The following is a 26969-nucleotide window of genomic DNA, read 5'->3' as shown; positions in this document are numbered from 1 at the left end:
CATTGACCCTATGAGCGAACCGACGACTGCGCTGGTCACCGGCGCGAACAAGGGAATCGGGTACGAAATCGCCGCGGGCCTGGGCGCCCTCGGCTGGAGCGTCGGCGTCGGCGCCCGCGACGATCAGCGCCGGGAGGCCGCGGTGGAAAAGCTGCGCGCGGCCGGCGTTGACGCGTTCGGTGTACCGCTGGACGTGACCGACGACGCGAGCGCGACCGCCGCCGCACGGCTGATCGAGGAGCAGGCCGGGCGCCTCGACGTGCTCGTGAACAACGCCGGCATCACTGGTGGTATGCCGCAGGAGCCCACCCGGGTCGATCCGGCCACCATCCGGACGGTCGTGGAGACCAACGTGATCGGCGTCATTCGCGTCACCAACGCGATGATGCCGCTGCTGCGCCGCTCTGCCTCGCCGCGGATCGTGAACATGTCCAGCAGTGTCGGCTCCCTTACCCGGCAGTCAGGAACCGCTGGTGAGCAGACGACGGGTCCGGTGGCCGTGGCGTACGCGCCGTCGAAGACGTTCCTGAACGCCGTCACCCTCCAGTACGCCCGGGAGCTGAGCGGTACGAACATCCTGGTCAACGCCGGCTGCCCCGGCTTCGTCGCGACCGACCTCAACGGCTTCCGCGGCGTGCGCACCCCCGAACAGGGCGCGGCGATCGCCATCAGACTCGCGACCCTGCCCGACGACGGCCCGACCGGCACGTTCTTCGAGGACGCTGGCGTGGTGCCCTGGTGATGAGCTGCTGGACACGGCAGGTAAAGACGCCGCGGCTCAAAACGAGTCCTCCAGCGAGCATGCTCATGAACAGTCCTGCCAGGACCTGGCCCAGGTAGCTGGAGATCCCGAAATGCGGGTGGGTAATCCCATCTGTCGCTCTTGTTGTTTGGGTCCGAACTGTCAGGAGACTGTTGTGCGTATCGCGATCATCGGTAAGGGGAAAGTGGGCTCTGCGCTGGGAGCACGGCTCGCGTCCGCCGGCCACGAGGTGGCCTACGGTTCACGTACCCCCGAGGACCGCACCGGGTCGGTCAGTCAGACGGATGCCGTCCAGGGCGCCGAGCTGGTCATCATCGCCATCCCTGGCACTGCTGTCCTTTCCACGCTGGAGGGGATCGGGGAGGATGTCCTCGCCGATCGGATCGTGCTGGACGTGTCGGCCGCCTTCACGCCGGACATGGCGCTGGCCTACCCCAACGACAGCGTCGCCCGGCGGGTGCAGACGCGCTTCCCCCGGGCCCGGGTCGTCAAGTCTCTGAACACCATGAACGTCTCGATCATGGTGGACCCGCTGGCCTCGCTCTCGCAGGCAACGGTGTTCGTCAGCGGTGAGAACCAGGACGCCAAGGCGGCCGTCAAGGGGTTGCTGGCCGACCTGGGCTGGACCACGGAGAGCATCCTCGACCTCGGGGGCGTGGCCAGTGCGACAGCCACCGAACACGCCGCGCCGTTGTTCTTTGCGACCTACCTGGCCCTGCAGACGATGCGGTTCAACATCGCCATCACGCGCTGACAGCAGTCGCGTCGGCCGGTACCGCCCGCTCCCTGGCAAGTCCCCGCCGTAGCCACGATCCGGTGAAGCGCAGCCTGGAGCACACAACGGACCGGCGGTGGCCCTGCCGCGGTGGACTCCCCAACGGACGTGAGTCTGCTGGGCGCATGAGCAGACCACGGTGGCGCGGCCGGCTGTGGCACAGGTGGCGGTGGCACGGGTAGTGCTCGGCCGGCTTGACCTGGAGCACGCTCGAAGGTGCAGACTCGATGGAGCCGGCATACCGCCTGCCCGAGCGTGGGTGCCGGCTGATCCCCCACCGAGAGGACTCCGCCCGCGATGCAGTTCACCCACCTCGGTCGATCCGGTCTGTCCGTCTCGCGCCTGTGCCTCGGCACGATGAACTTCGGCCCTCTGACCAGCGAGGACGACTCCCACAAGATCATGGAGTCGGCGCACGGGTACGGGATCAACTTCTTCGACACGGCCAACGCCTACGGCCTGCGTTCGGCCGGCGTGTCGGGCCTCGGCGAGGGCAGGGGCCATACCGAGTCGATCATCGGCCGCTGGTTCGCGCAGGGCGGCGGGCGCCGGGAGCGCACCGTGCTGGCGACCAAGGTCTACGGCGCGATGGGGGAGTGGCCCAACGAGGGCAAGCTGTCGGCGCTCAACATCCGCCGTGCCCTGGACGCGAGCCTGAGCCGCCTGCAGACCGACTACATCGATCTTTACCAGTTCCACCACGTCGACCGTGATACCCCGTGGGATGAGATCTGGCAGGCCGTCGACGTCGCCGTCACGGCCGGCAAGATCCTCTACGTCGGCAGCAGTAACTTCGCGGGCTGGCACATCGCCCAGGCGCAGGCCGCCGCGGCCCAGCGCGGGACGTTCGGCCTGGTCAGCGAGCAGCCGATCTACAACCTCCTCACCCGGGAGATCGAGCTGGAGGTGCTGCCCGCCGCGCAGCACTACGGCGTGGGCCTGCTGCCGTGGTCGCCGCTGCAGAGCGGGCTGCTCGGTGGCGTGCTGCGCAAGGAGCGCGAGGGCAGGCGGCGTCTGGAGGGCCGTGCCGCGCAGTCCCTGGAGGCCAGGCGCCCCCAGATCGAGGCCTACGAGGACTTCGCCGCCGAGCTTGGCCACGAGCCTGGTGACGTCGCGCTCGCCTGGCTGCTGCACCAGCCGGCCGTCACCGCGCCGATCGTGGGACCGCGTGTCCAGCAGCACCTTGACGACGCCGTGCGGGCGCTCGACGTCCACCTGGACGACAAGGCGCTCGCCCGGCTGGACGAGATCTTCCCGGGCTACCGCACGGCCCCCGAGCATTTCGCCTGGTAGCAGGGACCGCCCTCTGCGTCAGCCAGTGCGCCGCGTCCCTGCGCAGGGCGGGCGTGATGATCTCACCGAGGCGCTGCGGGGACTCCATGATGGTCCTGTGAGTGCTGTCGTCGTGGGAATCCGCATGTGGTGCGAGCTCGCTTCGGCCGGCCCAACGGCTTCTCTCCGTCGATGCCCGCCTGGCGCCACCGACGCAGCCGGTGGCGAGAGTGGTACCGGGGGCGGTCGGTCCGTGACCGGTGGCCCGCTCTGCCCGGTGCTCGTCCCGGCTCCGGGGATGGTGCCGGATCCGACCGCGGTTCCGGGGCTGGTTCCGACGCCGGCCCCAGTACCGGCGGGCCACATCGACACCGCCAGCGGGCTCTCCTTCACGGTGCACGAGTTCGCGGAGCTGTCGGACGGCCGGGAGATCACCCTCCTGGATGACCGGGGCTGGGGCATGTCGGGCGGTGGCAGGACCCCCGGCGCGCTCCTGTCCGAGCTGACGATCGAGGAGATCGCGCGCATGGTCTACATGGTCCTGCTGCCGGACTGGGCCGACGTCGACCACCCGCTGCCGCCGGACCTCGCCGCGGTCGAGGGCAGCGGCGGGGCACAGGACTGGGTTCTGCATGCGCAACGGCTACGCGCATTCGGGGTGGTCGCCACGCCGGCCGAGCTCGTGCGGGTACCGCGCCGCCTCGACCTCGGTGACCACCTGGGCGCGTGGCTGGCCACCCCTGCTGACTGAATGCCCGGTGTGGCCGGTGGAAACGTCAGGCTAGAGTCCGCCGAATGCCGATCAATGAGGTTTGTCCGCGGTGATGGGGCGGACGCACGCGCTGAGCGGTGCGGCGCTCTGGCTGGCCGTCGTGCCCTTCCTGGGCCGGGAGGACTGGCTGGGGACCTACGCACTGTCGTTGTCGTCCCATCAGGTGATCGCCGGCGGGGTGGTGGCCGCGGGTGCGGGCCTGCTGCCCGACATCGACCATCCCAACGGCCGGATCGCGAACACCCTCGGCCCGGTCTCTCGGACGATCTGCCGGTGGGTGAGCCGGGCCAGCGGCGGCCATCGGCACGCCACCCACTCCCTGGTCTTCGCGCTCGCCATGGGCGTGGCGATGAGCCTGTTGGCGGACCATTCACGGTATGGCTGGTGGGCGGCACTGTTCGTCCTCGTCGGCTTCGGGCTGCGCGGCCTCGGCCTGGACTTCGAGGGGCACGAGTTCTGGTCCGGTCTGAAGGACTGCGTGACGGCCGGGATCGCCGTCTACCTGATGCACGGCCTGGACATGGGCTTCGTCGCCTACCCGGTCGTCCTGGGGTGCCTCGGACACCTGATCGGTGACTGCCTGACCCCCCGAGGCTGCCTGCTGCTCTGGCCGGTGCACTGGCGGATGGAGGTCGTCCTGGTACCCCGCACCGACGGCAGGGCCGAACGCATGGTGGTGGTACCCCTGTTGGCGTGCGCCATCGTCGTCATGACGGTGCACGTCCTGGGCGGCGCCCTGCCGTCGCACTGGTTGCGCTGACGCGGGCCCGTCACGGCCGGCCGGAGAGTCGCTACCACTCCCGGCCACGCGCCCTGACCGGGGGGGATGCTCTCATGGCGGTATGTGGACAGGGGTAACGAGTGCGGCTGCCCGCACGACGATGGTCGGTCGTGGCGCCGAGGGGGCAGTCCGATGAGGACCAGTCGCCTGGAGGCCTTCAGCGACGGTGTGATGGCCATCATCATCACGATCATGGTTCTCGAGCTGAGGCTCCCCGAGGGGCACACGTTCGCGGACCTGTGGCACACCACCGGGAAGGGCCTGCTCAGTTACCTCCTCAGCTTCGTCTACGTCGGGATCTACTGGAACAACCACCATCACATGTTCCAGCTGGCCCGCCAGGTGACCGGCGGGGTGCTCTGGGCGAACCTCGGCCTGCTCTTCTTTCTGTCGCTGTTTCCGTTCACGACCGCCTGGATGGACGAGACGGGCTATGCGCGCTTCCCGGTCGTCCTCTTCGGTGTGAACCTGCTGGCTGCGGCCTGTGCCTACGTCGTGCTCCAACAGGTGGTCATCCGGGCGCACGGGCCCGACTCCCGGCTCAGGCAGGCCGTCGGCTGGGATCTCAAGGGCAGGATCTCGCCGCTGTTCTATCTCGCCGGAATCCTGTCCGTGCTGTTCGTCGACACCCACGGCAGGATCGGCGTCATCATCGCGACCGCCTGCTACACCATCGTCGCGCTGATCTGGATCATCCCTGACCGCCGCATCGGCCGCGCCGTCCGCGATGTCGGCTCGCTGGACTGATCCGGAACGTGGCGCTCAAGGCCGTCCTGTGGGGCGGGGTGGGCGCGTTGCTGCGAGACTCCTGCCCGCGGGCGACCCGCCCGTCCATGACGTGGGATGCGCGGACCTGGTACGAATCCCCCGCCGACACGTCGTACAGCAGCCTGGCGCATCCGATTTCCGGAACCCGCAGCCGAGAAGGCGCCCCGATTGTTGTTCATGTGTTACGGATGCATGGCGTGGTGTTGCATTGGCCCGGCCGCGTGGTGTGGCATGAGGGCACCGCTGTTCCTGGAGGGAAACGTCATGCCGACGACCGATACCGCTGCGCGCCCTGGCCTGCGGGAGTTTCTCGTCCACAAGCGCGAGGCCGTGCTGGCACGGGAGGACGCGATCGCCGCGGGCACCCTCTCGGGTCCGGCGGTGCTGCGGGCGCAGTCCGTCGCCGACGGGCGCAGCGGCGTCCGCCGGATTCGGATCCGTGACCATCAGATCCTCAGCGACTCGCCCCCCGACTACGCCGGTGACGATCTCGGGCCCAGCTCACCCGAGCTCGTCCTCGGCGTGTTCGCCAGCTGCCTGACCCACGTCTTCGAGATCGTCGCCGCCCGCCTGGACATCCCGCTCGACGAGATCAGGGTGGAGGTCGAGGGCCAGATGGAACCCCGGGCCGGCCGGCCGGGCTTCGAGGGCGTGCCCCGGGAACCGCACAACATCACCTACCAGGCCTCCGTCACCTCCCCGGCCACGGCCGAGGAGATCGAGACCCTGTACCAGACCGTCGAGGCGGAGTGCCCGCTCCTCGCCCTGTTCACGAACCCCCAGACGATTGCCGGTTCGCTGGTGCACACCCCGAGCGGGGGACCGGCACCCGAACCGTCGGCCGAGGCGAGGGCGGGGGACCGCGGATGACCGCGGCGGAGTTCCTCTGGTACATCCCCAACGAGGTCCGGCCCGGGCACCGCGGCGACGACGCGGCGGCGGGCCACAACAGCCTGGACACGCTGACCCGGCAGGCGGTCGCGATCGAGCGGCATGGCTGGCGGGGAGCGCTGCTCGGCGCCGGATGGAACCGGCCGGACACCTTCACCGTCGCCACGGCCCTGGTGGCGCGTACGACCAGCTTCGAGCCGCTCATCGCCGTGCGTCCCGGCTACTGGGGGCCGGCGCACTTCGCCGCCGCGGCGGCCACCCTCGACCATCTGTCGGACGGACGGGTGCGGGTCAACATCGTCTCGGGCCGGGACGAGCTCGCCGCGTACGGCGACAGCGACGCGGGCCAGGCGCAGCGTTACGCCCGTACGAGCGAGTTCATGCGACTGGTCCGCCGGCTGTGGACCGAACAGGACGTCACCCACCGCGGCGAGTACTTCCAGGTGACCGGCTCGACCCTCGGTCCCCGGGTTCGGGCGCGCCCGGGCCGGCCGCACCCGAAGCTCTACTTCGGCGGGGCCTCCGACGCGGCGGAGCGGGTCGCGGCCGCGGAGGCGGACGTGCAGCTCTTCTGGGGTGAGCCGCTCGACGGCATCGCCGAACGCGTCGCGCGCCTGCGGGAGCTGAGCGAGAAGCTGGGCCGCGAGCACCCGCCGCTGGAGTTCGGGCTGCGCGTCACCACGGTCGTCCGCGACACCACCGCGCAGGCCTGGGCCGATGCCGAGGCCAAGGTCGCCGACCTGGCTGCCCGCCAGGATGACCTCCCCGAAGGCCGCGGCCGCTTCGACGCCGTCGGGCAGCGGCGCCTGCTCGACCTGCAGACGCGCGGTGAGGTCCTGGACGACAACCTCTACACCGCGCCGGGCCGGATCGGCGGCGAGGGCGCCGGCACGACCTGGCTGGTCGGCTCGGCGGCGGACGTCGCGAAGTCCCTGAGCCGGTACGCCGACCTGGGGATCAGCCACTTCGTCCTGTCGGACACGCCCTACCTGCGGGAGATCGAGCGCCAGGGCGACCACCTGTTGCCCCTGCTCAGGTCGCCCGACTGATCCGGCTGCGGCGTCGCCGACGACCGGCTGACGGGCGCCGACCCGCACCACGCCCAACATCGGCACTGGCTCGACGAGACACTCGCCGACGCGACCTACCTCTCACCCTCTCTCGGCCCTACCTGCCTGGGTGATCGGAACGGCGTGCCGGCTGAATCGCCTGCGGCTGCTGCCCGAGGTGATCGATGATGGGGTCGGCCGCGGCGGTGTCGAGCGGACGGGAACCCGAGGAGGGTCCGATGTTCGAGAGATTCAGCGACGGTGCCCGGCGGGCCGTCGTCCACGCGCAGGAGGAGTCCAGGTCGCTCGGCCACGACCGGATCGGCGTGGAGCATGTCCTGCTCGGCCTGCTCCACGAGGACAGCGCGCCGGCGGACGCCGTCCTGGGTGCGTTCGGACTCACGCTGGCGGCGGGCCGGTCGGCGGTCGCGGCGGCCGTGGGTGCGAGCGAGCACACGTCAGCACGGCAGATCCCGTTCACCCCGCGCGCGAAGCTGGTCCTGGAGAAGTCGCTGCAGGCGGCTCAGCGGCTCCAGCACACGTTCATCGGCCCTGGTCATCTTCTGCTCGGGCTGCTGGGCGAGGACCAGGGCGTCGCCGCCGACATCCTCGCTCGTCACGGCGTCGACCCCGAGGAAGCCGGCCACCGAGTGCTCGCCGCCATCGCCGCCGGGGGGGAAGTCCCGCTGTCCGAGGTGATGTACTCGCCGCGCCGGGACGCCGTCACCGGCGCCAACGCGCGGGCCCGTGAGCTCGCCGAGCAGCTCGGCCAGGCCCAGGCGGCGAAGGACGCCGCCCTCGACGCGGGTGACTTCGCCGCCGCGACCGCGATGCGTGCACGCGAGCGGGCCCTGATCGCGGAACGCGACCGGTTGATCACCGAGCTGCGGCCCGGCGGCCAGACCCCACCGCCGGCCCCCTCACCGGAGTAGCCGCGGCACGCCGCGTGGGACGCACGACACCTTTTCGCCGTCGCCGCCCGGGAATGCCTGAATGTCGCGATACCCGCCGGGGTGTGAGCCTGGCAACGCACCCTCCTCTACCTGGCCGGATGCCGGGTAATCCACAAACTATCGGCCTGACGACAGGCCTTCCGGAGCTGGGACCGGCCGGCCCGTGGGTAGCGTTCATCTCGACGCACTCGCAACGTCTCGCCGGAAGTCGGAAAAGCTCGTGAAAGTGGGGCTGGAATTCCCGAAACCATGCGCGGGGTCGACCAGAGGTAAACGGGCGGGTCGTCGAAGGAATGTGTGGAGAACTGGGCGGGCCGGCTGTCGGCCCGCCTCGCGCGAAGGAGAGCCAGGAACATGTCCGCTAAGAAGATCGGCCTCGCCTTCACGACCATCGCCGCCACCGCGGGGCTTGTTTTCGGTGGTGCGACGATGGCGAGCGCAACCACGGGACTGTCCGCCGGCGTCCAGGCGGGAACGGGCGGGAACTCCGCGCCCGGCCTGGCCACGGCGGTCAACACGTCGTTGTCGGCGGGTGAGCTGGCGAAGGTGACCGCGGCGCTCAAGGCCAAGGACTCGTCGGTCGCGGTCACCAGCGTGGTGAAGAACTCCGACGGGTCCTACCTGGTGGTCGGAACCAAGGCCGGCGTCACGGTGAAGTACCTCGTCAGCGCGGACCTGAAGACCGTCACGCAGATCGCGGCCGGGTAACCCGAGCGGCACCTGGGCTCGGGCCCCGTGGCCCGAGCCCAGGCTGGTATCGGATATCGACGGCTGCACCACCGACCTCGTCGAGGACGCGGCATTCGAGCTCGTCCTGGAGGCGGCGCAGGGCACCGCCGACGTCCAGAAGACTGCCGGTCGGCTGTGCGTCGTCCCCTTGGACCGCGCCTGGTGCTGCGGGTCCCGCATCGGATTCGCGTGTTTGCGGGTGATGTGGTGATGAAGGACGAGGACGGGGATTCGAAGAGAAAGAACGAGTGTTCCAGGGTCAGCCCGCCGTCGGCCCGGTCGCGGGGCAGGAGCGTCGCGGTGAACTCGCCCGGGGCAACGGAACGCCGGCGCGCCGACCCGGCGCGTACGCGCCTGCCGCGGCACGACGAAGGGCAGCCGCTGCGCGGGACCGGTTCGGCAAGCAGGCTCACCTGCGGATCGCGAAAGGCCAGCGGCGAGACGCTCCGGTAGGCGGTCGTGATCTTGTGCAGGCCATCGCGGCGCTGGTCGGCGATCCGGTTCTGGACCTGGGCGAGGGTGGCGGCCCGCTGCCGGCGGCCGGCGGAGCCGGGCTTCGACCGGGCGTGGGCCCGCGACGCCCGGCGCAGTTTCCGTTCGGCCCGCTGGCAGTGCTTCGGGTTGGCCACGCTCTGTCCGGTCGACAGGACAGCGAGATGCTTCACTCCCAGGTCGACGCCGACCGGGCCGCCTGTGCGCTGCCGACGCGACGGCCGGGCGGGAACGTCGCGCTCGACCTCGATGGTGAACGAGACGAACCAGCGATCGGCGGTCCGGGACACGGTCGCGCCGAGCCGCCGGGCGCGGCCGTCAGCGAGGCGGGCGGTGAGCGCGCCCATCGGTTCGCCGACCTTGACCCGGCCGATCCGGGGCAGCTTCACATACGCCTCGCCGGCTGGGCCGTAGGCGCCGGTGGTGTAGCGGAAGCCGTCGCGGGCCTTCCCGCGCTTTTTCCACCGGGGAAAACAGCGCTGTCCGGCTCTACCTGGCGCTAGACCGACAGCAGGTGCCGCCCCCAGCGCGGCCGACGGCACCGGGTGCGTGCGCGCCGCGAGCGCCCTGCCCACTGCCGCTCCGAACAGCGGCCCGAGCAGCACCTTCTGCGGCCGAAGCCCCTACAGGCCGCCGACACCTCCGGTCTCCGCGCCCACTGTGACGGGCCGGCGCCACCCAGCCGCCCAGCCGCCCGGCCGCCCACCCGGCGAGGGCGACGAGCGCAGCGCTGGTCGCGATCCGCTGCCACAGCGCGGATAGTTCGCCCGGCCGCGGCCTGGCCGAGCACGGGGGACCACCTCGGAGGCGGCCAGCGTGACCGCCCCCGTGAGGCCGCCCAGGCCGACCCCGCGTCGCCCTCGGTGAGCGCCGAAGGCCGCTGCGGCCACGCCCCCGATGACGGCGGCGGACAGGACGGCCGCCCGGACGTCCGTGGAGGTCGTGCCCTGGTCCTGCGCGGAAACGACCTGTCTGCCCCTCTGTCGACCACTGTGCCCTCGGCTGCCGGCGGACTTGGCCGGACGGTGACGGCTCAACCCGCACCGGCGGGGAATGACTTCGCTGCGTAGTCGCTCGGATGCCGAAAGTCGGCTTCGTTGTCGCGGTCGCCAGGTCCGCCTGACAGGAAATGCCCAGGTTGGCGGGATACGAAGGGGGCGAAGGGACAGGAGACGGGCAGACCGGCAGTTCTGAGGGGAGCGTGGATGGCTGAGCACGGACACGACCCGGAGCACGGAGCGCGTCCCACCGCAGCGGTGTCACCCAGGCGCCCGGCATCGGCGGACCGCCGGACGAGCACCTTGCTGGCCGAACCGCCGTCACGGCTGCCCGGCCAGCCGCGGACGGCTGGCCAGCCGCGGACGTCCGGCCGGCTGGGAACCTCTGGCCGGCTGGGAACGCCTGGCCGGCCGGAGCGGGGCGTCCGGCCGTCCGGTCCGAACAGGTCGACCGGGCCGGACGCCTCCCGGGAACGGGCTGCTCGGGCCACCGGGGCGCCGGGGCGGGGCGGCGTCGGGCGCGGCGGCCGCAACCCCGCGCTGGACGGCGTGCGGGCGCTCGCGGTGCTCTGCGTGCTCGTGTTCCACATGGACTCGCTGCCCGGCGGCTACCTGGGTGTCGACGTGTTCTTCGTCCTCAGCGGCTTCCTGATCACCGGACAGCTGCTGGCGGAACGGGACCGGACCGGTGGGGTGTCCCTCGCACGGTTCTACCTGCGGCGGGCCTACCGGCTGCTGCCCGCGTTCTGGGCGCTGGCCCTCGTCGGCCTCACGGCGGTCGTCCTGCTGGGGATCGGCACGGCCGGTGAGCGGTCCGAGTTCCTCGACAGCCTGGCCGCCTCGACGCTGTATGTGAACAACTACTTCCAGGTGGTGCGGCAGAGCACGGGGGCCGGCTGGCTGGGCCACACCTGGTCGCTGTCGCTGGAGGAGCAGTTCTACCTGCTGTGGCCGCTGGTGCTGATCGCCCTGTGCCGCTGGCCGTGGGTGGCCCGCCGGCTGCCCGCGGTCCTGCTGGGCGGGGTGGCCGGCGTCGTGCTGTGGCGCAACGCGCTGGTCACGTCCGGGGCTCCGGGGACGCGGACGTACTTCGCCCTGGACACCCGCGCCGACGCGCTGCTGGTGGGCTGCGCGCTCGCCGCCTGGCTGCGGGCGGCGCGGCAGGGGGCGGCCGGCGAGGGCGGCGTGGCCGGGGCGACGGGCGTGGCCGGGGCGACGGGCGTGGCCGAGGCGACGGAGGCGGCCGGTGTGACGGGGGCGGCGGTGTGCTGGCGGCGCCGTCTGGACCGGGTCAGGGCCGTCCTGCCGGTGGCGGGTCCGGCGGCGCTCGCGCTGCTGGCGGTGGCGATGGTGACCGCACCGAGCGGCTGGGGCGAGGGGTCGGCGCTGCTGTCCCGCGGCGGCTACACGGTGGTCGCGCTGCTCGCCGGCGCCCTCATCCTCAGTCTGGAGCAGGGCGCGACGACGAGCTGGTTGTTCCGTGCCCTCGCCGCCCGCCCGCTGGAGTGGCTCGGCCGGATCTCCTACGGCTTCTACCTCTGGCACTTTCCCGTGGTCGCGCACTGGGGCCACGACCTGACCGGTGCGCTCGGCCGGTGGCCGGCGATCGTGGTGGTCGGCCTCATCTCGGTGGCCCTGGCGGCCGCGTCCTACTACCTGCTCGAACGGCCCGTCCAGCGGCGCCGCGCCGTCGAGCGGCCGCGGCCCCGGCCGACCCGCGCGAGCCCGTCGCGCCGCCGGCCGGCGTTGGCGGACAGCCACCGGAGCCGGTAACGAAGATCGCGGGGTCAGGCGTCGATGGCGGTGTCGCGGGCGACCTTCTCCCAGGCGGCGATGTCCGCGCGGAGGCCGTCGAGGTGGCTGATGATCGCGTCGACCGCGTCGGATCCGAGCGGAAGGCGCAGGGGAACCCGGGGCGCCTCCAGCGCGGTGATGATCGCCGCCGCGGCCTTCGCCGGATCACCGGGCTGGCTGCCGTTGTCGGTCTCGATCATCCGGCGGGTCGGGCCGACGGTGTCGGCGTAGACGGACATCGCGGTGCTCGCGGACGTACCCCCGAACAGTCCGGTCCGGAAGGATCCCGGTTCGACCACGAGAACCGTGATTCCCAGCGGGGCGACCTCGGCCGCGAGCGCCTCGGACAGGCCCTCGAGCGCGAACTTGGTGGCGCTGTAGGCGGAGAACCCGGCGAACGACAGCTGACCGCCCATGCTGCTCATCTGCACGATCGCGCCGGATCGCGCGGCGCGCATGTGCGGCAGGACGGCTCGGACCAGCGCCGCCGGCCCGAACACGTGGACGTCGAAAAGGGACCGCAGCTCGGCGTCGGTGGTCTCCTCGACCGCGCCGACGTGGCCGCGGCCGGCGTTGTTGACCAGCACGTCTATCCGGCCGTGCCGGCTCACCACATCCCGGACGACCGCGTCGATCGTGACCGTGTCGGTGACGTCCAGCGTCACCGCCTCGACCTGCGCAGGATGTCTCGCGACGACGTCGTCCAAGGTCGCGGCGCGCCGCGCCGTCGCGACCACGACGTCCCCGGCGGCCACCGCCGCCTCGGTCACCGCCCGGCCGAAACCGCTGTTCGCGCCGGTCACCAGCCACACTCGGCTCATCGTGTTCGCTCCCGTCGTAGCCGTCGTCGAACCGTCCTCTCCAGACTGCCGTCGTCGCCGCCGCGGGTCCAAGTCCCGCTGTGATAGCCATTTGTTATGGACGCGCTGGGCCGGGATCTCCGCTATTTCGTGGCGGTCGCCGAGGAACTGCACTTCACGAAGGCCGCGGAGCGATTGTTCGTCTCCCAGCCCGCCCTGAGCAAACAGATCCGCATGTTGGAGCGGCATCTCGGCGCGTCCCTTTTCGAGCGCGGTCGCCGGGAGGTCCGGTTGACGCCGGTGGGCAGGGCGCTGCTGCCCCATGCCCGACGCGTGCTGGCCGAGTGGGACGCCGCCCGGGAGGCGACCGAGCGAGCCAAGGCGGAGCAGCGCGCGACCCTGGTGGTCGGGATGAACACCAGCCCGGGTCGCGGCGGCCTGCTGCCGGCGATCACCTCCCGGCTCACCGCCGAGGTGCCCGACGTTCGGCTCCTGCTGCGCCAGGTCAGTTGGGACGACCCGACCGCCGGGCTGGCCGGCGGGTCCAGCGACGTGGCCTTCGTCTGGCTGCCGCTGGGTGACGCCGAGCGCTACACGTGGATCGTCGTCGCCACGGAACCGCGCCACGTCGCGCTGCCCCGGACACACCGGTTGGCGGCCAACGAGACCGTCGAGTTCGCTGACCTGCTCGACGAGCCGTTCCTGGCCCTGCCACCCAGCGCGGGACGGCTGCGGGACTACTGGCTCGCGCTCGACGCCCGCGGCGGACGCCCCCCGGTGATCGGCGCCGAGATCGCCGGTGCGGACGAGACGTACGAGGCCCTGGTCGGCGGCTACGGCGTCTGCCTGCTGGCGGTGGGGAACGCCCCACTGGTCACCCGCGGGGGCGTCGTGACCCGTCCGGTTGCCGGCGTCTCGCCCAGCCGATTGGCGGTGGCCTGGCAGGCCGATGACCGCCGTCCGCTCGTCCAGGCCTACGCCCGTGCCGTCCGCCTGGCCGTCGGGCACGGCGGCCCGGCCGGTACCGGTGACGGGGCCGCTACCGGTGACAGGGCCGGGGCCGGCGACGGGGCGGGGTTCGGTCGCTGATGTGACGCGACGTGTACGCGACCGCGACCCGGCGAAGAAGCCAGCCGCCGCCGACCGGTGGGGGGAGCGGCTGGTGCTGGCGTTGGGCCTGGGCCTCGCCGGCTTGGTGCTCGGCGTCGCGTCGACGGTGTCCGACCCGCTCGCGCTCGGCGCGAGTCTGGTCCTCGCCGGTGCCGCCGGTGGCTCCGTGCACGCCTCCAGCGGGCGGCTGATCCTCGGCTGGTTCGCCGTGCACGAGCGGGGACTCGCGATGGGCGCCCGCCAGACGGCCCAGCCGCTTGGCGTCGCGGTGGCGGCCGTCGCCCTGCCGCCGCTGGCCGGCAGCGGGCGCGGGGTAGCGCTGGCGTTCCTCGCCGGGCTGTGCGTGCTCGCTGCGATCGTGGCCGTGGTGGCGACGCGCGATCCGGCGCGCCCAGCGCGGCGGCCGGACGCGCCGGTGGCCTCCCCGTACCGGACCCCGTTGCTATGGCGGATCCACCTCGCCAGTGCCCTGCTTGTTGTCCCCCAGTTCACCGTCGCGACCTTTGCCGTCGTCTACCTCGTCGACACCCACGGCTGGTCCGCCGCGGGCGCCGGCCGGTTGCTGGCGATCGCCCAGGTCGGCGGCGCCGCAGCCCGCCTGGCCGGCGGGATCTGGTCCGATCGGGTGGGCAGCCGCCTGATCCCCATGCGCATCCTGGCCTGCGCCACCGCGGTCATCCTGGCCGTGCTGGTGCTGGGCACCGCCACGAGCACACCGCTGGCGATCGGCGCGCTGCTGCTGGCGGCGGTGCTCTCGGTGAGCACCAACGGCCTGGCCTTCACGGCCGTCGCCGAGAACGCCGGGCCGCACTGGGCGGGCCGCGCGCTCGGCATCCAGAACACCGGGCAGAACGCCGTCGGTGCGGCCACCCCACCCGTCCTCGCGGTCCTCATCGACGCGCATGGCTACCCGGCGGCCTTCGCCGCGATCATCGCCGTCCCGCTGCTCGCGGCGGCAGCAGTTCCGGCTCGGTGGCGACAGGGTGCCGACACTCCCGCTGCACCCCCGCCCGCCGCGGTCGCCCCGACCATGCCGGACCGGACCATGCCGGACCGGACCACGTCGGACCGGACCACGTCCGCATCACCCACCCAGACCAGGAGCTGACATGTCGGACCGCCAGCACCGATCGTCCATCAGTAACGATCTTGTTCGTCGCATCGTCGAGACGGGGATCTTGGCCGCCCACCGTACCGAGCTGAGCTTCTCCCTCGCCGCCCTCGCCGTGCTGAACTGAGCAGGAGCACGGGGCCGGCCCCGGTGGGCGTCCACGCTCGCCGACGGTGGGGGTTGTCCGCGCGGGGCTGGTAGCGTCCGCGATGGCAACAATTGCGGGGTGCCCCGGGCGACCGGGGAGAATCGGGAAGCCGGTGTGAGTCCGGCACGGGCCCGCCGCGGTAACCGGGAAGTCGCCGTCCACGCGTGCCACGCAGCCACTGGGCCACCGGCCTGGGAAGGCGGACGGTCCGGCGTCGATCCGGGAGTCCGAAGACCGGCCCCGCCGCCACGCCGCCCACCCGGGCGGCCGACAGCGGGAGCCTGCCTTGCCACACCAACGTGACACCGGAACCGCCCCCCGGCCGGACTCCACGACCTCGCCCGACCCGATGGCCCGATCAGGCCTCGCGACCGGCTCGGGTGCCGACGCCCTGTACGACGCGATCCACCGGCGGCGCGACGTGCGCGGCCAGTTCACCGGGGCGCCGATCCCCGCCGACGCCCTCGGGCGCGTCCTCGCCGCCGCCCATGCAGCGCCGAGTGTCGGGCTCAGCCAGCCCTGGGACTTCATCCGCGTCACCGACGACGGGACGCGGCGGGCCTTCCACGCGCACGTCCAGCACGAACGGGCGGTGTTCGCCGCGACCCTGGCCGGAGACCGGGCCGAGCGTTTCGCCGGGATCCGGATCGACGGCATCCTGGCCGCGTCGATGTCGCTGGTCGTCACCTACGACGCGGGCCGCGGGGAACCGGCGGTCCTCGGGCGGCACGCCATCGCCGACGCGGGCCTGTACTCGGTGTGCCTGGCCATCGAGAACCTGTGGCTCGCCGCGACCGCCGAGGGCCTCGGGGTCGGCTGGGTGTCGTTCTACCGGGAGCCGTTCGTCCGGGAGCTGCTCGGCATCCCCGTCGGGATCCGGCCGGTCGCGTGGCTGTGCGTCGGTCCCGTGACCCATCTCGAAGCCACCCCCGACCTGGAGCGTCACGGCTGGGCGCGGCGGCGTCCCTTGGCCGACGCCGTCCACGCCGAACGCTGGCGTGGACGGCCCGAGCGGCGCTCCGCCTAGATCCGCCCAGGCCGGGCGGGCGCGTGGGTCAGGGGCGGGCCCGCAGGCCGTCGAGCAGGACCGTCGTCAGCGGGTCGTCGGCGCGCGCGCCGGGGCGGCAGACCGCCACGTTGAGCAGGCCGACCACCTGCGCGCCGGTGAGGTCGGCCCGCAGCGATCCCTCGCGCTGGGCGTCCTCGACCAGGCCCTGGAACAGCGCGTCGAGCTCCGCCACCAGCTCGGCGACGGTCGGGTCGACCCGGGTGGCGTCGGGCAGTGACGAGATCAGGGCGAGGGGCAGGCCGGTGCACCTCGCCACGATCCGGACCAGGACCTGCCAGCGGGGCCTGGTGGAGGACTGCTCGGCCCGGCCCGCGGCGAGCAGCGTGCGCAGCGTCGTGGCCGCGACCGAATCCAGCAGCGACTGACGGTCGGGAAAGTGCCGGTAGAGGGTGCCGACGCCGAGGCCCGCGGCCCGGGCGATCTCCTCCATCGACACGCTCGGGCCGCGACGGGCCAGCAGATCGAGGGCGGTGGTCGCGATGAGCTCGCGGTTGCGCTGCGCGTCGGCTCGCACGGCCCGCTCCCTCCGCCTCCTGTGCCCCACCCGTCCAGGCCACCACCGGGCCGCGCCCCCCGGCCCCGGCCTGGGCTTCCACACGTCCACCCGCCGACTGCGGGCGAGCCGGACGAAGCCGGCCTTCGGTCAACCGGAGTATCGCATTCAGCTTAATGTAGCGTGCGGAGCTGAACCGGAAGGTCCGGTTCAGGTTGGAGCGATCATGAAGATCGGGTTGTACGTCGGCGGCGGTCCGGGTCCGCAGGCCCTGGTCGATCAGGTCCGGAGCGCGGCCCGGGCGGGCCTCGACAGTGCGTTCATCAGCCAGCCGCTGTCGTGGGACGCCCTCACCGTCGCCGCGCTCGCCGCGGCGGCGGTGCCCGGGATCGAGCTGGGGACCGCGGTCGTCCAGACCCACCCCCGACACCCGCTGGCCCTGGCCGGGCAGGCGCTCACGGTCCAGGCCGTCGCGGCCTCGGGCTTCACGCTGGGCATCGGGCCGAGCCATCCGCAGGTCGTCGAGGACCAGTTCGGCTACCACTACGACCGCCCGGCCCGCCACATCCGCGAGTACCTGGCCGCGCTGCGCCCGCTGCTGCACGGCGAGGCGGCCGACGTCCGCGGGGAGACCGTCACCGCGGTGGGTCGGCTCGACGCCCCGGTGGCCACCGCACCGTCCGTGCTCCTGTCCGCCCTCGGTCCGGTGATGCTGCGGGTAGCCGGCGAGTTGACCGACGGCACGGTGACGGTGTGGACGGGAGCACGCACCGTCGGCGATCACATCGTGCCGACGATCACCCGGGCCGCGGCGGCCGCCGGCCGGCCGGCGCCACGGATCGTCTCCACCGTGATGGTGAGCGTCACCACCGATCCGGACCAGGTCCGTGCCGGGGTGGCGGCACAGCTCGGCTTCGCCTCCGGGCTCCCCGCCTATCGGGCCATCCTGGATCGGCAGGGCCTCTCCGGGGTGCACGAGACGGTCGTCGCCGGCTCGGCGGAGGTCGTCGAGCGGGCCGTGCGCCGCTACGCCGACGCCGGCGCCACCGAACTGGTCGTCGGCCCGATCGGCGACGCGGGGGAGCAGGCACGCACCCTCGACCTCCTCACGGCCCTGCGCTCGGCCGCCTGAGCCCGCCCCGCGCCCCGGTCCCGAGGCCGGCCCCGCTCTCGATCCCGCTCTCGCTCTCGATCCCGCTCTCGATCCCGCTCTCGCTCTCGATCCCGCTCTCGGTCCCGCTCTCGATCCCGATCCCGATCTCGGCCCGATCCCGGAGCCGATCCCGATGACTGGACCTGTGGTCTTCTCGCCCAACCGGGCCAGGCCGGCGGGGCGCCTGCCCGCCCCCATCGCACTTTCGGCCTAGGGTGGCGCGGGGCGCGGAAGATGAAGATCCGGTTCAGGTTGGAGATCATGAAGATCGGAATGTACGTCAATGGCGGTCCGAGTCCCGCGGCGGTCCTCGACCAGGTCCGTACGGCAGCACGGGCCGGCCTGGACAGCGCGTTTCTCGGCCAGCTCGTGTCCTGGGACGCGCTCACCCTGGCGGCGCTGGCCGGCGCGGCGGTGCCCGGCATCGAGCTGGGCACCGCGGTGGTGCCGACCTATCCGCGCCATCCGCTCGCGCTGGCCGGGCAGGCGCTCACCGTCCAGGCGGTCGCCCCCGCGGGACTCACCCTGGGAATCGGCCCGAGCCACCAGCAGATCATCGAGGGGCAGTTCGGCTACCGGTACGACCGGCCGGCCCGCCACATCCGCGAGTACCTGACCGCACTGCGGCCCCTGTTGCGCGGGGAGGCGGTCGACGTCCACGGGGAGACCGTGACGGCGGTCGGTCGCGTCGACGCGCCGGTCGCCGTCGCGCCGTCGGTGCTCCTCTCCGCGCTGGGACCGGTCATGCTCCGGGTCGCCGGCGAGCTGGCCGACGGGACCGTGACGGTGTGGACCGGCCCGAGGACCATCGGTGATCACATCGCGCCGACGATCGCCAAGGCGGCCGCGGACGCGGGCCGGCCCGCGCCGCGGGTCGTGTGCTCCGTCATAGCCTGCGTCACCGCCGATCCGGACCAGGTCCGCACCGCGGTGGCAGCGCAGGTCGGCTTCGCCTCGGACCTCCCCTCCTACCGGGCGATCCTCGACCGCGAGGGCCTCGGAGGGGTGCACGAGACGGTGGTGGCCGGCTCGGCGGAGGTCGTTGAGCGGGCCATGCGGCGCTACGCCGACGCCGGCGCGACCGAGCTGCTCGTGATCCCGGTCGGTGACCCGCAGGAACGGGCGCGAACCCTCGACGTCGCCGCCTCGTTGCGCTCGGCCGGCTGACCGGGCTGACCGGCTGACCGGGCTGACCGGCCGAACGGGCTGACCGGCGGAACGGGCCGACCGACCGGCGGACCGGCTGGCTGCCGACCTGCCCGCGGGGCCCGAACGGGCCACCGGTGGGCGCGCGCCAAGCCCGATGGTGGGCCCTCCGATCGGGCCCTTTCGGCTGCCGCGGCCGCGCCGCGCAGCGGCCACCGTCGCCTGGGCGGAGCCCGCGGCGGTCGCGACCGCCGGGTTGCTCGGGATCCCCGCCGAGGTCTGGCAGGTGATCGGCGGCGTCGTGCTCGGCGCCGTCCTCACCTGTCTGGACACCGCGCTCGTCAATGTCGGTCTGGACACGGTCTGCCGTGACCCCGGCGCCTGCCCGCGCCGGCCCCGTGGATCGCCGGCGGCCATCGCTCCCGGCGCCGCGGCGCACCGGGGCCGGAGCCGGTCAGCTCGCCGCTGCGCCGTCGGGTGGCCCCGGCGCCCCGCCGGGAACCGCGCGAACCGGTCGGACCGTCGTGCCCCGGCGGATGAGCCGCGCGCCGTCGCAAACCCGAGTCCCTGGTTTTCCCCCGGTGATGATAGCCATATCTGCCAGGTTCCTCGTGCTCTCCGGCGTCCTGCATCCTGACCAGGGACATCGCACCTTGGAACCGCGGGTACCAGCTTCGGCTCGCGGGCACGCCTTTCCGGGGAATGAGGGCGGCCCGCCGACGCCGACGCGGAGAGGACGACGTGTGCGCGGAACGCGGGGTAACACCGTCGGGCAGTGGACCGCGGCATGAATGCCGCGACGTGATGATGGACGCGCTGCGTTTCGTCGCCCGTCCGTCGGCCGTGGCAGTCCCGGGATCCGAGGAATGCGCGGATCGGCGGGTCCACCTGGAACCCACAGTGAAGTGGTGATGGCGCGGAGTGGTTAGAAAGCTGGGAAGTTCCTACACCCTGGAAGAGCGCATCGGCCGGGGTGGCATGGGCGAGGTGTGGCGCGGCCATGACGAGGCGGGCAATGTTCTCGCCTTCAAACTGCTGTTGCCCCACTTCACGTCGGATCCGGGAGTGGTAGCCCGGTTCATGCGCGAGCGGGCCATTCTCATCCGAGTCCAGTCGCCTTTCGTGGTGGCGATTCACGACCTGGTGGCCGAACGCGGTGACCTGGCCATCGTGATGGAACTCGTCGAGGGTTCGGATCTGCGTCGGGAGCTGCATCGGCGCCGCACGATGCCGCCCGCGGAGGCGGTTGCTCTGGTGGTCGACATCCTTGCCGGGCTCGGGACGGCCCATCGGCTCGGCATCGTCCACCGCGATCTCAAACCGGAGAACGTGCTGCTCGATCGCGGCGGGGAACGGTTCCGGCCGAAGATCTCGGACTTCGGCGTCGCCGGCCTGATGGCGTCCGCGGCGACGAGGCTGACCATTCCCGGCGGCATGCTCGGCACCCCTCTGTACATGGCACCCGAAAGCGTCGACGGCGGCGCGGTCGGACCGGCCGCCGACGTCTACGCCGCCGGCACCATGCTGTACGAGATGCTCTGCGGCGTCGCACCGTTCGCCGGCCGGGAGATGCTGTCCATCCTGCGGGCCCACGCCGACGCGGCCCCGGGCCGGCCCGCAGGCGTCCCCGACGAGTTGTGGGCCGTCGTCGCCGCGATGCTCGCCAAGGACCCGAACGACCGGCCCGGCGTGGATCGGCTGCAGGAGCTGCTGCCCGGTCTGACGGGACTGCCCGCACTGCCGCCGCTGCGCACCCCGCCGTCCTCGGTGGTTCCGGCGGCGATGCCGACGGTGTCCCTGGGGCGTCCGAGTGCCCCGGTTGGAGCATCCGGGGCGGGAGCCGCCGCCTCGGCGGGGTCCCCCGGACCGGTGGGATGGTTCACCCCGTCCGGGCCACCCTCGCCGGGCGAGCCCGCCGTCCGCGCGGCGCCGATCGAGCCGGGTGGCGAGGAGTTCGATGATCCGGTGACCACGCCGGTCCCGGTGTACCTGCCCGGTCAGGGGGTGGCGCCGGGGACGGGCCCGTCCGGACTGACGGACGAGGAGTTCGACGATCCGGTGACGACACCGTCCCCCGTGTACCTGCCCGGCGGGGCGGTGTCGCCGGATGCCGCCGCAGTGGCCCCGTATGGTCTGCCGGCACAACGCGACTCCCGTCCGGGGAAGACGGCCGACCCGAGAAGGACGGTCAAGCCGGGAACGACGGTCGATCCCGGGATGGCGGGCGGTCCGAGGACGGCGGCCGGTCTGAGAACGGCAGTCGAGCCAAGGCCGACGGTCGATCGGGGGACGGCGGCCGGTTCGAGGACGTCGGGCGATCCGGGGACGGCGGGCGGTTCGGGGGCAGCGGCCGGCTTGGGAGCGGCGGCCGGCTTGGGAGCGGCGGCCGGCGTGAGGAGCGCGGGCGATCCGGGGACGGCGACGGACCTGGCGCTGACGCAGATCAAGGCCCGGCCGGCCGCCGCGGAGCACGGAGTGTCGGCGCACGCGCCCGTTGCGCCGCCGGCCCAGGGGGGTGCGGGCCTGGCCGGAACGGAGGGGCCACCACCGTCCAGATCGGTGGGTGCTGCTCCGCCGGCGGGTGCGCCCACGTCGGCAGGTTCGCCTACGTCGGCAGACACAGTCCTGTCGGCGGGTGCGGACCTGCCTGGGGGGAGCGGCCCGGCATCGTCGAGGCGGTCCGATCGGACGGGGGCGGCCGGGTCGACCGGGCAGCGATCCGGCGAGCCGGGCGACGGGAGCGCCGAAGCGGCCCGCCGGCGACGGTCCCGCATCCTGGCCGGCGGCGTCGCCCTGCTGCTCGGCCTCGCCACCGCGGCGGTCGCCGCCGCGGCGATCCCCTCCGACGGCTCGGACCCGGCCCCCGCACCGTCGTCCCGGGTGAGCGTCAGCGCCGGCGCATCCCCGGGGGCCGTCCTGCCCACGCCAGGGCAGGGCGGAGCCGGCGGCGGCCCAGGCGTCTGGCTCGGCTCGGCGGGGGCGCCGGGCACGGGCGTCGCGGGCAATCCGGCCGCCCCGGGCGTGCATGTTCCCGGCGCGCCGGTTCCGGGCGGAGCTGGCGGGCCGGCCCCGACCTCGGGCGCCGCCGGTCCACTGCCGCCATCCCCGGGTGGGGCGTCGCCCGGTGGCGGCATCGTCACGACGCCGCCGCCGGCTCCTCCCGCGACCCGCCCGCCGACCGCCACGCCCCCGGCGCCGACCGCGGAGCCATCGTCGAGCGCGCCGACGCCCAAACCGACGCCCAAACCCACGCCCAAACCCACGCCCAAGCCGACCAAGACCTGCCAGACCTCCGGCGGGCGCGGGAGCACCAAGCGCACCTGCGGCAGCTCTCCGACCGAGCAGCCGTCGCCGAGCGGCCTGCGCCTCTACACCAGCGCCGCGCCGTGACCCACCACGTCGGGTAGCGGCCCGCGCGCATCCCCCGAGCCCCCGGCGGCCCGGAGGTCATCCGGCCCGGGCGGGGCCGACGTGCTGGAGGCGGATGACGGTCCCCGGGCCTCGGAACGGCCATCAGCCTCCAGCACCTCTCGGTACGCAGACAGGCACGCAGCGGCGGCCGTCCTCGCGCGGTGGCCGATAACCCTGAGCCGACCGCCGACCGCCGACCGCCGACCTGGATCTCGGTCGCCCTCGGCTAGCAGGCGGGCGGCGAGGACGTGGCCGTGCCGCCCGATCCCGTCGGGCAGCTCGTGGGCGATGGCGGGGACGACGCGGTCGCCGACGGTGACGGCTCGCCGCTCGGGGAGGCACCCGACGTCGGCGTCGGACGCTCGGTCGACGGCGCACTCGGCTGGGCGCTCGGCGAGACGGTCGCCGTCGCCGAGGACTGCGGGTCGGACGACGGGTCGGGCTGCGCGCCGGCGGACGGGGGCGCGGCAGTCCGCGGCGGGGGCAACTGGCCGCGGGCACCGCCGCCGGACGTCCACCGCGGGCCGCCGGGGACCGCCGGATCGGAGCGCGCCCCCGGGGCCGTGCGGTCCAGCGGAGACATCCCCGGCGGCTCCACCTGCGAGTCCGAACCGCCGGCCGCGACGAGGACAGCGAGGATGCCGACCAGCAGAGCGACCAGCAGCGCACCGCCGGCCAGCGGGCCCGTCCGCCGCCACGGCGGCGGCAACCAGCCGAAGGCGGCGTCCAGCGGACTGCCGCGGCGGATCACCCCGGGCGCCGCGTCGGTGCCGGCCGTGGCCCCGGAGCCGACACGCAACGCACTCGGCCCTCCCGCCCCCGACCCCGCTGCACCGGTCCGCAACACGCCCGGCCCCGGTACGGGGGAGCGTGGGGCGCCCGGACCACCGGCGGCGGCGGGCGTGGGGCGCCCGGTGAACGGGCGGGGGTCGGTGGGGGGCGAGACGTCGACGAGCGCGCGCCCGGCCGGCGGTGGGCCGGGAGCGACCGGCGGCGCGTCGCCGACCGCGGTGGCGTCGGACCAGCGTGGCACGGGGTAGGTGCCGAGGGAGCGGTCGCCGCCCGGCGGCGGGGTGGGACGCAGCGCCAGCGGGTGGGTGGGCTGATCGGGCTGGTCGGGATCGAGCGCCGCGGGCGCTGCGGCGGCACCGACCACCCCGACGGCCCGGGCGGACCCGACGGCGCCGGCGCGGGGAGCGGGGGCGTCGTCGGGGGCGGCGAGCGGCGGACGGGCCTGCCAGGGGGTGAGGGCGAGCGCCGCCGCCCGGTCGGCGTCCGCGGGCGTGGCGACCCGCGGGTCGGCGACCAACAGGCGGACGAGCTCGGCCGCGCTCGGTCGATCCTCCGGACGGCGGGCGAGCGCGGCCCGCACCAGGGGGGCGAGCCCGTCGGGCACCCCGGCGATGTCCGGCGGGCGGTCCTCGCGCATCCGGGTGAGCACGTCGGCCTGCTCCGAGGCGAAGGGCGGATGGCCGGTGGCCGCGTAGGTCACGCAGGCGCCCCAGGCGAAGATGTCCGCGGGCGGCCCGGCCCGTTCGCCGCGTAGCTGCTCGGGGGCCATCCAGGCCAGCGTTCCGATGAGGATCCCGGTGCGGGTGTGGCTGGGCACCCCGGAGGCCCGGGCGATGCCGAAGTCGATGACCTTCGGGCCGTCCCACGCCAGCAGGATGTTCGACGGCTTGAGGTCGCGGTGGACGACCCCGGCGGCGTGGATGGCGATCAGGGCGTCCGCCAGCCCGACGCTGAAGCCGTGCAGCAGCCGCTCCTCCATCCGCCCGTGGCGCAGCACCGCGTCCGCGAGGCTCGTTCCCTCCACGTACTCGGTCGCGAGCCAGGGGGCGACGGCCTCCGGATCGGCGTCGAGCACGGCGGCGACCGCACGACCGTGCACCCGCCGGGCGGCGGCGACCTCGCGGCGGAAGCGCTCCCGGAACTCGGGGTCGTCGGCGAACCTGGCATCGGGGACCTTCACCGCCGCGGCCCGTCCGTCGGCGTTGAATCCCAGGTAGACGGTGCCCATGCCGCCCGCGCCGATCCGGTTGTGGATGGCGAAGGGGCCGACCCGGCGCGGGTCGTCCTCGACGAGCGGTGTCAACATCGCAATGCCACCGCTGTCGACGTCTGCCCGCTCGACGTCTGCCCGCTCGACGCCTGCCCGCTCAAGGCCTGCCCGCTCAAGGCCACCCCGTTCGGCACCACGCCAGTCGACGTCAGCCCGACTGGCCGCGCCGGCCGGCATCCTGTCCGCCGCCGAGTCCGGTGACGCCACCCGGACCGCCCGACCTGCGCCGAAATGGTCACTCCTTCGATCATCGTGGGCCCCGGCCGGCCCGCCGTCCCCGTCGGCCGCGGGGCGCCCGTCGAGGTCGCCTCATCCGCCGCGGAATCGCGCTGCCTGAACCGTAATGCTTCCAGCCGTCCGTATGCGGCCGGTTGCGGGGGTGGGCGCGTCATCCTCGGCGGCCGGCCCCGGTCCGGTCACCGGCGGCTACCGGTGGCGTTCGGATCGTTCGACGGGATCGGGTCGAGGGTGGAGAAGGCCGACCCGTTCCAGCGGAAGCGTACGTCGGCGTGGCCGGACGGGGAGCCGATCGGGTCCTGCGGGTCGTAGGTGTCGTAGCGCAGTACCACCTCGTGGTCATTGCGCTGGCTCTTGACGGTGACATGCGCGCTCGGCGCCGAGGTGTCGGTGCCGCGGAACTGGCCGTCGGCGAAGACGTAGGCGAGCTGGCGCGGGGTGTCCCCGCTCGCCGGGGCGGTGCCGATGACGACGCTGAGCTGGCGGTCCTCCTGATAGGTGCTCATGTCCGGCTCGTAGCCCTTGCTCCGCACGAGGGCGGCCGCGTCGTCGGTGGACAGCGTCGCGGGACTCGGTGACGCCGAGGGCGTCGGGCTGGGCGTCGGCGAGGAGCTCGGCGGGGAGGCGGCGCCCGTGGTCGGCGCCGGGCCGCCCGTCGCCGTCGCGCCCGCCGTGCCACCGGCGTCCTGCGTGGTCCCGACGGGCGGGGTGGCGACGTTGTCGTCCCCGCCGCCACCGCCGCTGCTGAGGGCGACGGCCGCCGCGATCCCGCCGCCGAGCAGCAGCGCGATCAGGACGGCGACCGCGATGACCGCGCCGCGCCGCCCGTCTCCCGAACCGCGCCCACCCCCGGGCGCACCGTCCCAGCCGCCGTCGGCCCGCCGCCCGGCGCCGCCGTGGCCCGCGGCGTACTGGTCCGCGTAGGGGGCGGTGCCCCGACGGCCACCCGGCTCGGAGACACGGTCGTCGTAGCCCGGACCACCGGCCCGCGGGGGCGCCGCGCCGTAGCCGGCCTGGTCGTACCCGGCCTGGTCGTACCCGGCCCGGCTGTCATACCCGGGGCGGTTGTCGTACCCAGCTTGGTTGCCGTACCCGGCCTGATTGCCGTACCCGGCGCGGTTGCCGTAGGCGGGTGGGGCGTCGTAGGCCGACCGGGGGTCGCGCAACGTCGGATCCGGGTAGCCGCCGGTGGCACGTTGGGGTTGCCCCCCGGGCGGGCCATACCCGGCGTCGCGCGCTCCGCCGAGCGGGCCGGCACCCTGCGGCGGGGTGGGCGGCAGCGACCACACCTGGGCCAGGGCGGTCTCGCTGGCCTCGTCCGAGTCGGCGGGGGAGCGCACGTCGCGGCCGACCAGCCGGCGGAGCAGCTCGGATGCCGTGGGCCGGCGGGCAGGCTCCTTCTCCAGCGCGGCCCGCACGACGCCGACCAGGTCGGGCGGAAGGCCGTCGAGGTCGGGCTCGGCGGTGAGGATCTGCATGCCGACCGCCTCGGCGCGCTCCCCCCGGAACGGGGGGCGCCCGGCGGCGGCGAACGCCACGCAGGCGCCCCAGGCGAAGATGTCCGCGGGCGGCCCGGCCCGCTCGCCGCGCAACTGCTCGGGGGCCATCCAGACCAGCGTGCCGATGAGCATCCCGGTGCGGGTATGGCTGGTGCTGTCCCCCGCGCGGGCGATGCCGAAGTCGATGACCTTCGGGCCGTCCCAGGCCAGCAGGATGTTCGCCGGCTTGAGATCGCGGTGCACCACCCCCGCCGCGTGGATGGCGACGAGGGCGTCGGCGAGCCCGATCGCCAGCCCGTGCACCAGACGGTCGTCGAGCTCACCGCGGGTGGCGACGGCGTCGGCGAGGCTGCGGCCCTCGACGTACTCGGTGGCCATCCAGGGGCGTTCGCCGGTCAGGTCGGCGTCGAGCACCGTCGCCACGGAGCTGCCACGCACCCGTCGCGCGGCATCGACCTCGTGGCGGAACCGGGAGCGGAACTCGGGGTTGTCGGCGAGGCCGGCGGAGGGGACCTTGACGGCGACCGGCTTGCCGTCGTCGCCGAAGCCGAGGTAGACGACGCCCATGCCGCCGGCGCCGATGCGGTTCGCCAGCCGGAAGGGTCCGATGCGGCGTGGGTCGTCCGAGGTCAGGGGCGTCAGCACACCGCTTCCTATTCTCCGAGCTCTCCGCCGGCGGGCGGGTGGTGCGGG

22 protein-coding genes, 1 pseudogene and 1 riboswitch are annotated in these 26969 nt (G+C 73.7%); of the genes and pseudogenes, 18 read left to right on the top strand and 5 right to left on the bottom strand.

Features of this window, described 5'->3' with window-relative positions; genetic code table 11:
* The first annotated feature begins 10 nt into the window (after positions 1-10).
* The 10 genes from FRAAL_RS19415 to FRAAL_RS19370 all read left to right on the top strand — a co-directional run bounded on the left by FRAAL_RS19415 (position 11) and on the right by FRAAL_RS19370 (position 8732).
* Positions 11-742: an SDR family oxidoreductase gene (locus FRAAL_RS19415; protein WP_011605561.1), complete on the top strand. Its 732-nt coding sequence runs from the start codon at positions 11-13 to the stop codon at positions 740-742.
* A gap of 175 nt (positions 743-917) precedes the next feature.
* Positions 918-1517: an NADPH-dependent F420 reductase gene (locus FRAAL_RS19410; protein WP_041939507.1), complete on the top strand. Its 600-nt coding sequence runs from the start codon at positions 918-920 to the stop codon at positions 1515-1517.
* Between the two features lie 318 nt (positions 1518-1835).
* Entirely contained in the window at positions 1836-2831 is a 996-nt protein-coding gene (locus tag FRAAL_RS19405) for an aldo/keto reductase (RefSeq protein ID WP_011605559.1), read from the top strand.
* 232 nt (positions 2832-3063) lie between these two features.
* Positions 3064-3561, top strand: coding sequence for a hypothetical protein (locus FRAAL_RS19400; protein ID WP_231861108.1), 498 nt, complete (start codon positions 3064-3066; stop codon positions 3559-3561).
* A gap of 73 nt (positions 3562-3634) precedes the next feature.
* Complete coding sequence (locus FRAAL_RS19395; RefSeq protein ID WP_041939506.1) at positions 3635-4342, top strand: metal-dependent hydrolase; 708 nt, start codon at positions 3635-3637, stop codon at positions 4340-4342.
* Positions 4343-4495: 153 nt separating this feature from the next.
* Entirely contained in the window at positions 4496-5110 is a 615-nt protein-coding gene (locus tag FRAAL_RS19390; RefSeq protein ID WP_041939505.1) for a TMEM175 family protein, read from the top strand.
* A gap of 285 nt (positions 5111-5395) precedes the next feature.
* Positions 5396-6001 (top strand): OsmC family protein, encoded by a 606-nt coding sequence (locus FRAAL_RS19385; RefSeq protein ID WP_011605555.1) that lies wholly within the window; start codon positions 5396-5398, stop codon positions 5999-6001.
* Positions 5998-7071, top strand: a complete 1074-nt coding sequence (locus FRAAL_RS19380; protein ID WP_011605554.1) for an LLM class flavin-dependent oxidoreductase — start codon at positions 5998-6000, stop codon at positions 7069-7071. Before FRAAL_RS19385 ends, FRAAL_RS19380 begins: the two co-directional genes overlap by 4 nt.
* Positions 7072-7310: 239 nt before the next feature.
* Positions 7311-8003, top strand: coding sequence for a Clp protease N-terminal domain-containing protein (locus tag FRAAL_RS19375; protein ID WP_083867027.1), 693 nt, complete (start codon positions 7311-7313; stop codon positions 8001-8003).
* A 375-nt stretch (positions 8004-8378) separates the two neighbouring features.
* A complete protein-coding gene (locus FRAAL_RS19370; protein WP_011605552.1) occupies positions 8379-8732 on the top strand; it encodes a hypothetical protein in 354 nt (117 codons plus the stop codon).
* Positions 8733-9208: 476 nt separating this feature from the next.
* Here FRAAL_RS19370 and FRAAL_RS31910 read toward each other — a convergent pair.
* Positions 9209-9736, bottom strand: a pseudogene (locus FRAAL_RS31910) (RNA-guided endonuclease InsQ/TnpB family protein); the annotation flags it as partial.
* Positions 9737-10450: 714 nt separating this feature from the next.
* On the opposite strand from FRAAL_RS31910, the gene FRAAL_RS19360 reads away from it, so the two are divergent.
* Entirely contained in the window at positions 10451-12016 is a 1566-nt protein-coding gene (locus FRAAL_RS19360) for an acyltransferase family protein (RefSeq protein WP_157892150.1), read from the top strand.
* A gap of 14 nt (positions 12017-12030) precedes the next feature.
* On the opposite strand, the gene FRAAL_RS19355 is transcribed toward FRAAL_RS19360, so the two are convergent.
* Entirely contained in the window at positions 12031-12858 is an 828-nt protein-coding gene (locus FRAAL_RS19355) for an oxidoreductase (RefSeq protein ID WP_041939503.1), read from the bottom strand.
* A gap of 96 nt (positions 12859-12954) precedes the next feature.
* On the opposite strand from FRAAL_RS19355, the gene FRAAL_RS19350 reads away from it, so the two are divergent.
* The 4 genes from FRAAL_RS19350 to bluB all read left to right on the top strand — a co-directional run bounded on the left by FRAAL_RS19350 (position 12955) and on the right by bluB (position 16233).
* Positions 12955-13926, top strand: a complete 972-nt coding sequence (locus FRAAL_RS19350) for a LysR family transcriptional regulator (RefSeq protein WP_011605548.1) — start codon at positions 12955-12957, stop codon at positions 13924-13926.
* 1 nt (position 13927) lies between these two features.
* Positions 13928-15055, top strand: a complete 1128-nt coding sequence (locus tag FRAAL_RS19345) for an MFS transporter (protein WP_011605547.1) — start codon at positions 13928-13930, stop codon at positions 15053-15055.
* A gap of 1 nt (position 15056) precedes the next feature.
* Positions 15057-15185 carry a hypothetical protein gene (locus tag FRAAL_RS35615; RefSeq protein WP_256804472.1) on the top strand — a complete coding sequence of 43 codons (129 nt, stop codon included), beginning with the start codon at positions 15057-15059 and terminating at the stop codon, positions 15183-15185.
* A gap of 80 nt (positions 15186-15265) precedes the next feature.
* Positions 15266-15463, top strand: a riboswitch (cobalamin riboswitch).
* 92 nt (positions 15464-15555) lie between these two features.
* On the top strand, positions 15556-16233 hold the full coding sequence (gene bluB / locus FRAAL_RS19340) for a 5,6-dimethylbenzimidazole synthase (protein ID WP_011605546.1): 678 nt from the start codon (positions 15556-15558) through the stop codon (positions 16231-16233).
* 28 nt (positions 16234-16261) lie between these two features.
* Here bluB and FRAAL_RS19335 read toward each other — a convergent pair whose 3' ends face one another.
* On the bottom strand, positions 16262-16789 hold the full coding sequence (locus tag FRAAL_RS19335) for a TetR/AcrR family transcriptional regulator (RefSeq protein WP_011605545.1): 528 nt from the start codon (positions 16787-16789) through the stop codon (positions 16262-16264).
* Between the two features lie 205 nt (positions 16790-16994).
* Between FRAAL_RS19335 and FRAAL_RS19330 the strand changes: the two genes are divergently transcribed.
* The 3 genes from FRAAL_RS19330 to FRAAL_RS35095 all read left to right on the top strand — a co-directional run bounded on the left by FRAAL_RS19330 (position 16995) and on the right by FRAAL_RS35095 (position 22457).
* The gene (locus tag FRAAL_RS19330; protein ID WP_041939502.1) at positions 16995-17900 is read left to right on the top strand and encodes a TIGR03564 family F420-dependent LLM class oxidoreductase; all 906 of its coding nucleotides are present in this window, start codon (positions 16995-16997) and stop codon (positions 17898-17900) included.
* 282 nt (positions 17901-18182) lie between these two features.
* Positions 18183-19088 (top strand): LLM class F420-dependent oxidoreductase, encoded by a 906-nt coding sequence (locus tag FRAAL_RS19325; RefSeq protein ID WP_041940758.1) that lies wholly within the window; start codon positions 18183-18185, stop codon positions 19086-19088.
* 900 nt (positions 19089-19988) lie between these two features.
* The gene (locus FRAAL_RS35095) at positions 19989-22457 is read left to right on the top strand and encodes a serine/threonine-protein kinase (protein WP_011605540.1); all 2469 of its coding nucleotides are present in this window, start codon (positions 19989-19991) and stop codon (positions 22455-22457) included.
* A gap of 247 nt (positions 22458-22704) precedes the next feature.
* Here the strand turns inward: FRAAL_RS35095 and FRAAL_RS19315 are convergent, their stop codons facing one another.
* Entirely contained in the window at positions 22705-24576 is a 1872-nt protein-coding gene (locus tag FRAAL_RS19315; RefSeq protein ID WP_011605539.1) for a serine/threonine-protein kinase, read from the bottom strand.
* A gap of 380 nt (positions 24577-24956) precedes the next feature.
* Positions 24957-26921, bottom strand: coding sequence for a protein kinase domain-containing protein (locus tag FRAAL_RS19310; RefSeq protein ID WP_011605538.1), 1965 nt, complete (start codon positions 26919-26921; stop codon positions 24957-24959).
* Between the last annotated feature and the right edge of the window lie 48 nt (positions 26922-26969).

It is taken from the genome of Frankia alni ACN14a, from assembly GCF_000058485.1.
GTDB lineage: Bacteria > Actinomycetota > Actinomycetes > Frankiales > Frankiaceae > Frankia > Frankia alni.
The sequence above is the reverse complement of the archived record's forward strand: the minus strand, read 5'-3'. Positions and strand labels throughout refer to the sequence as shown.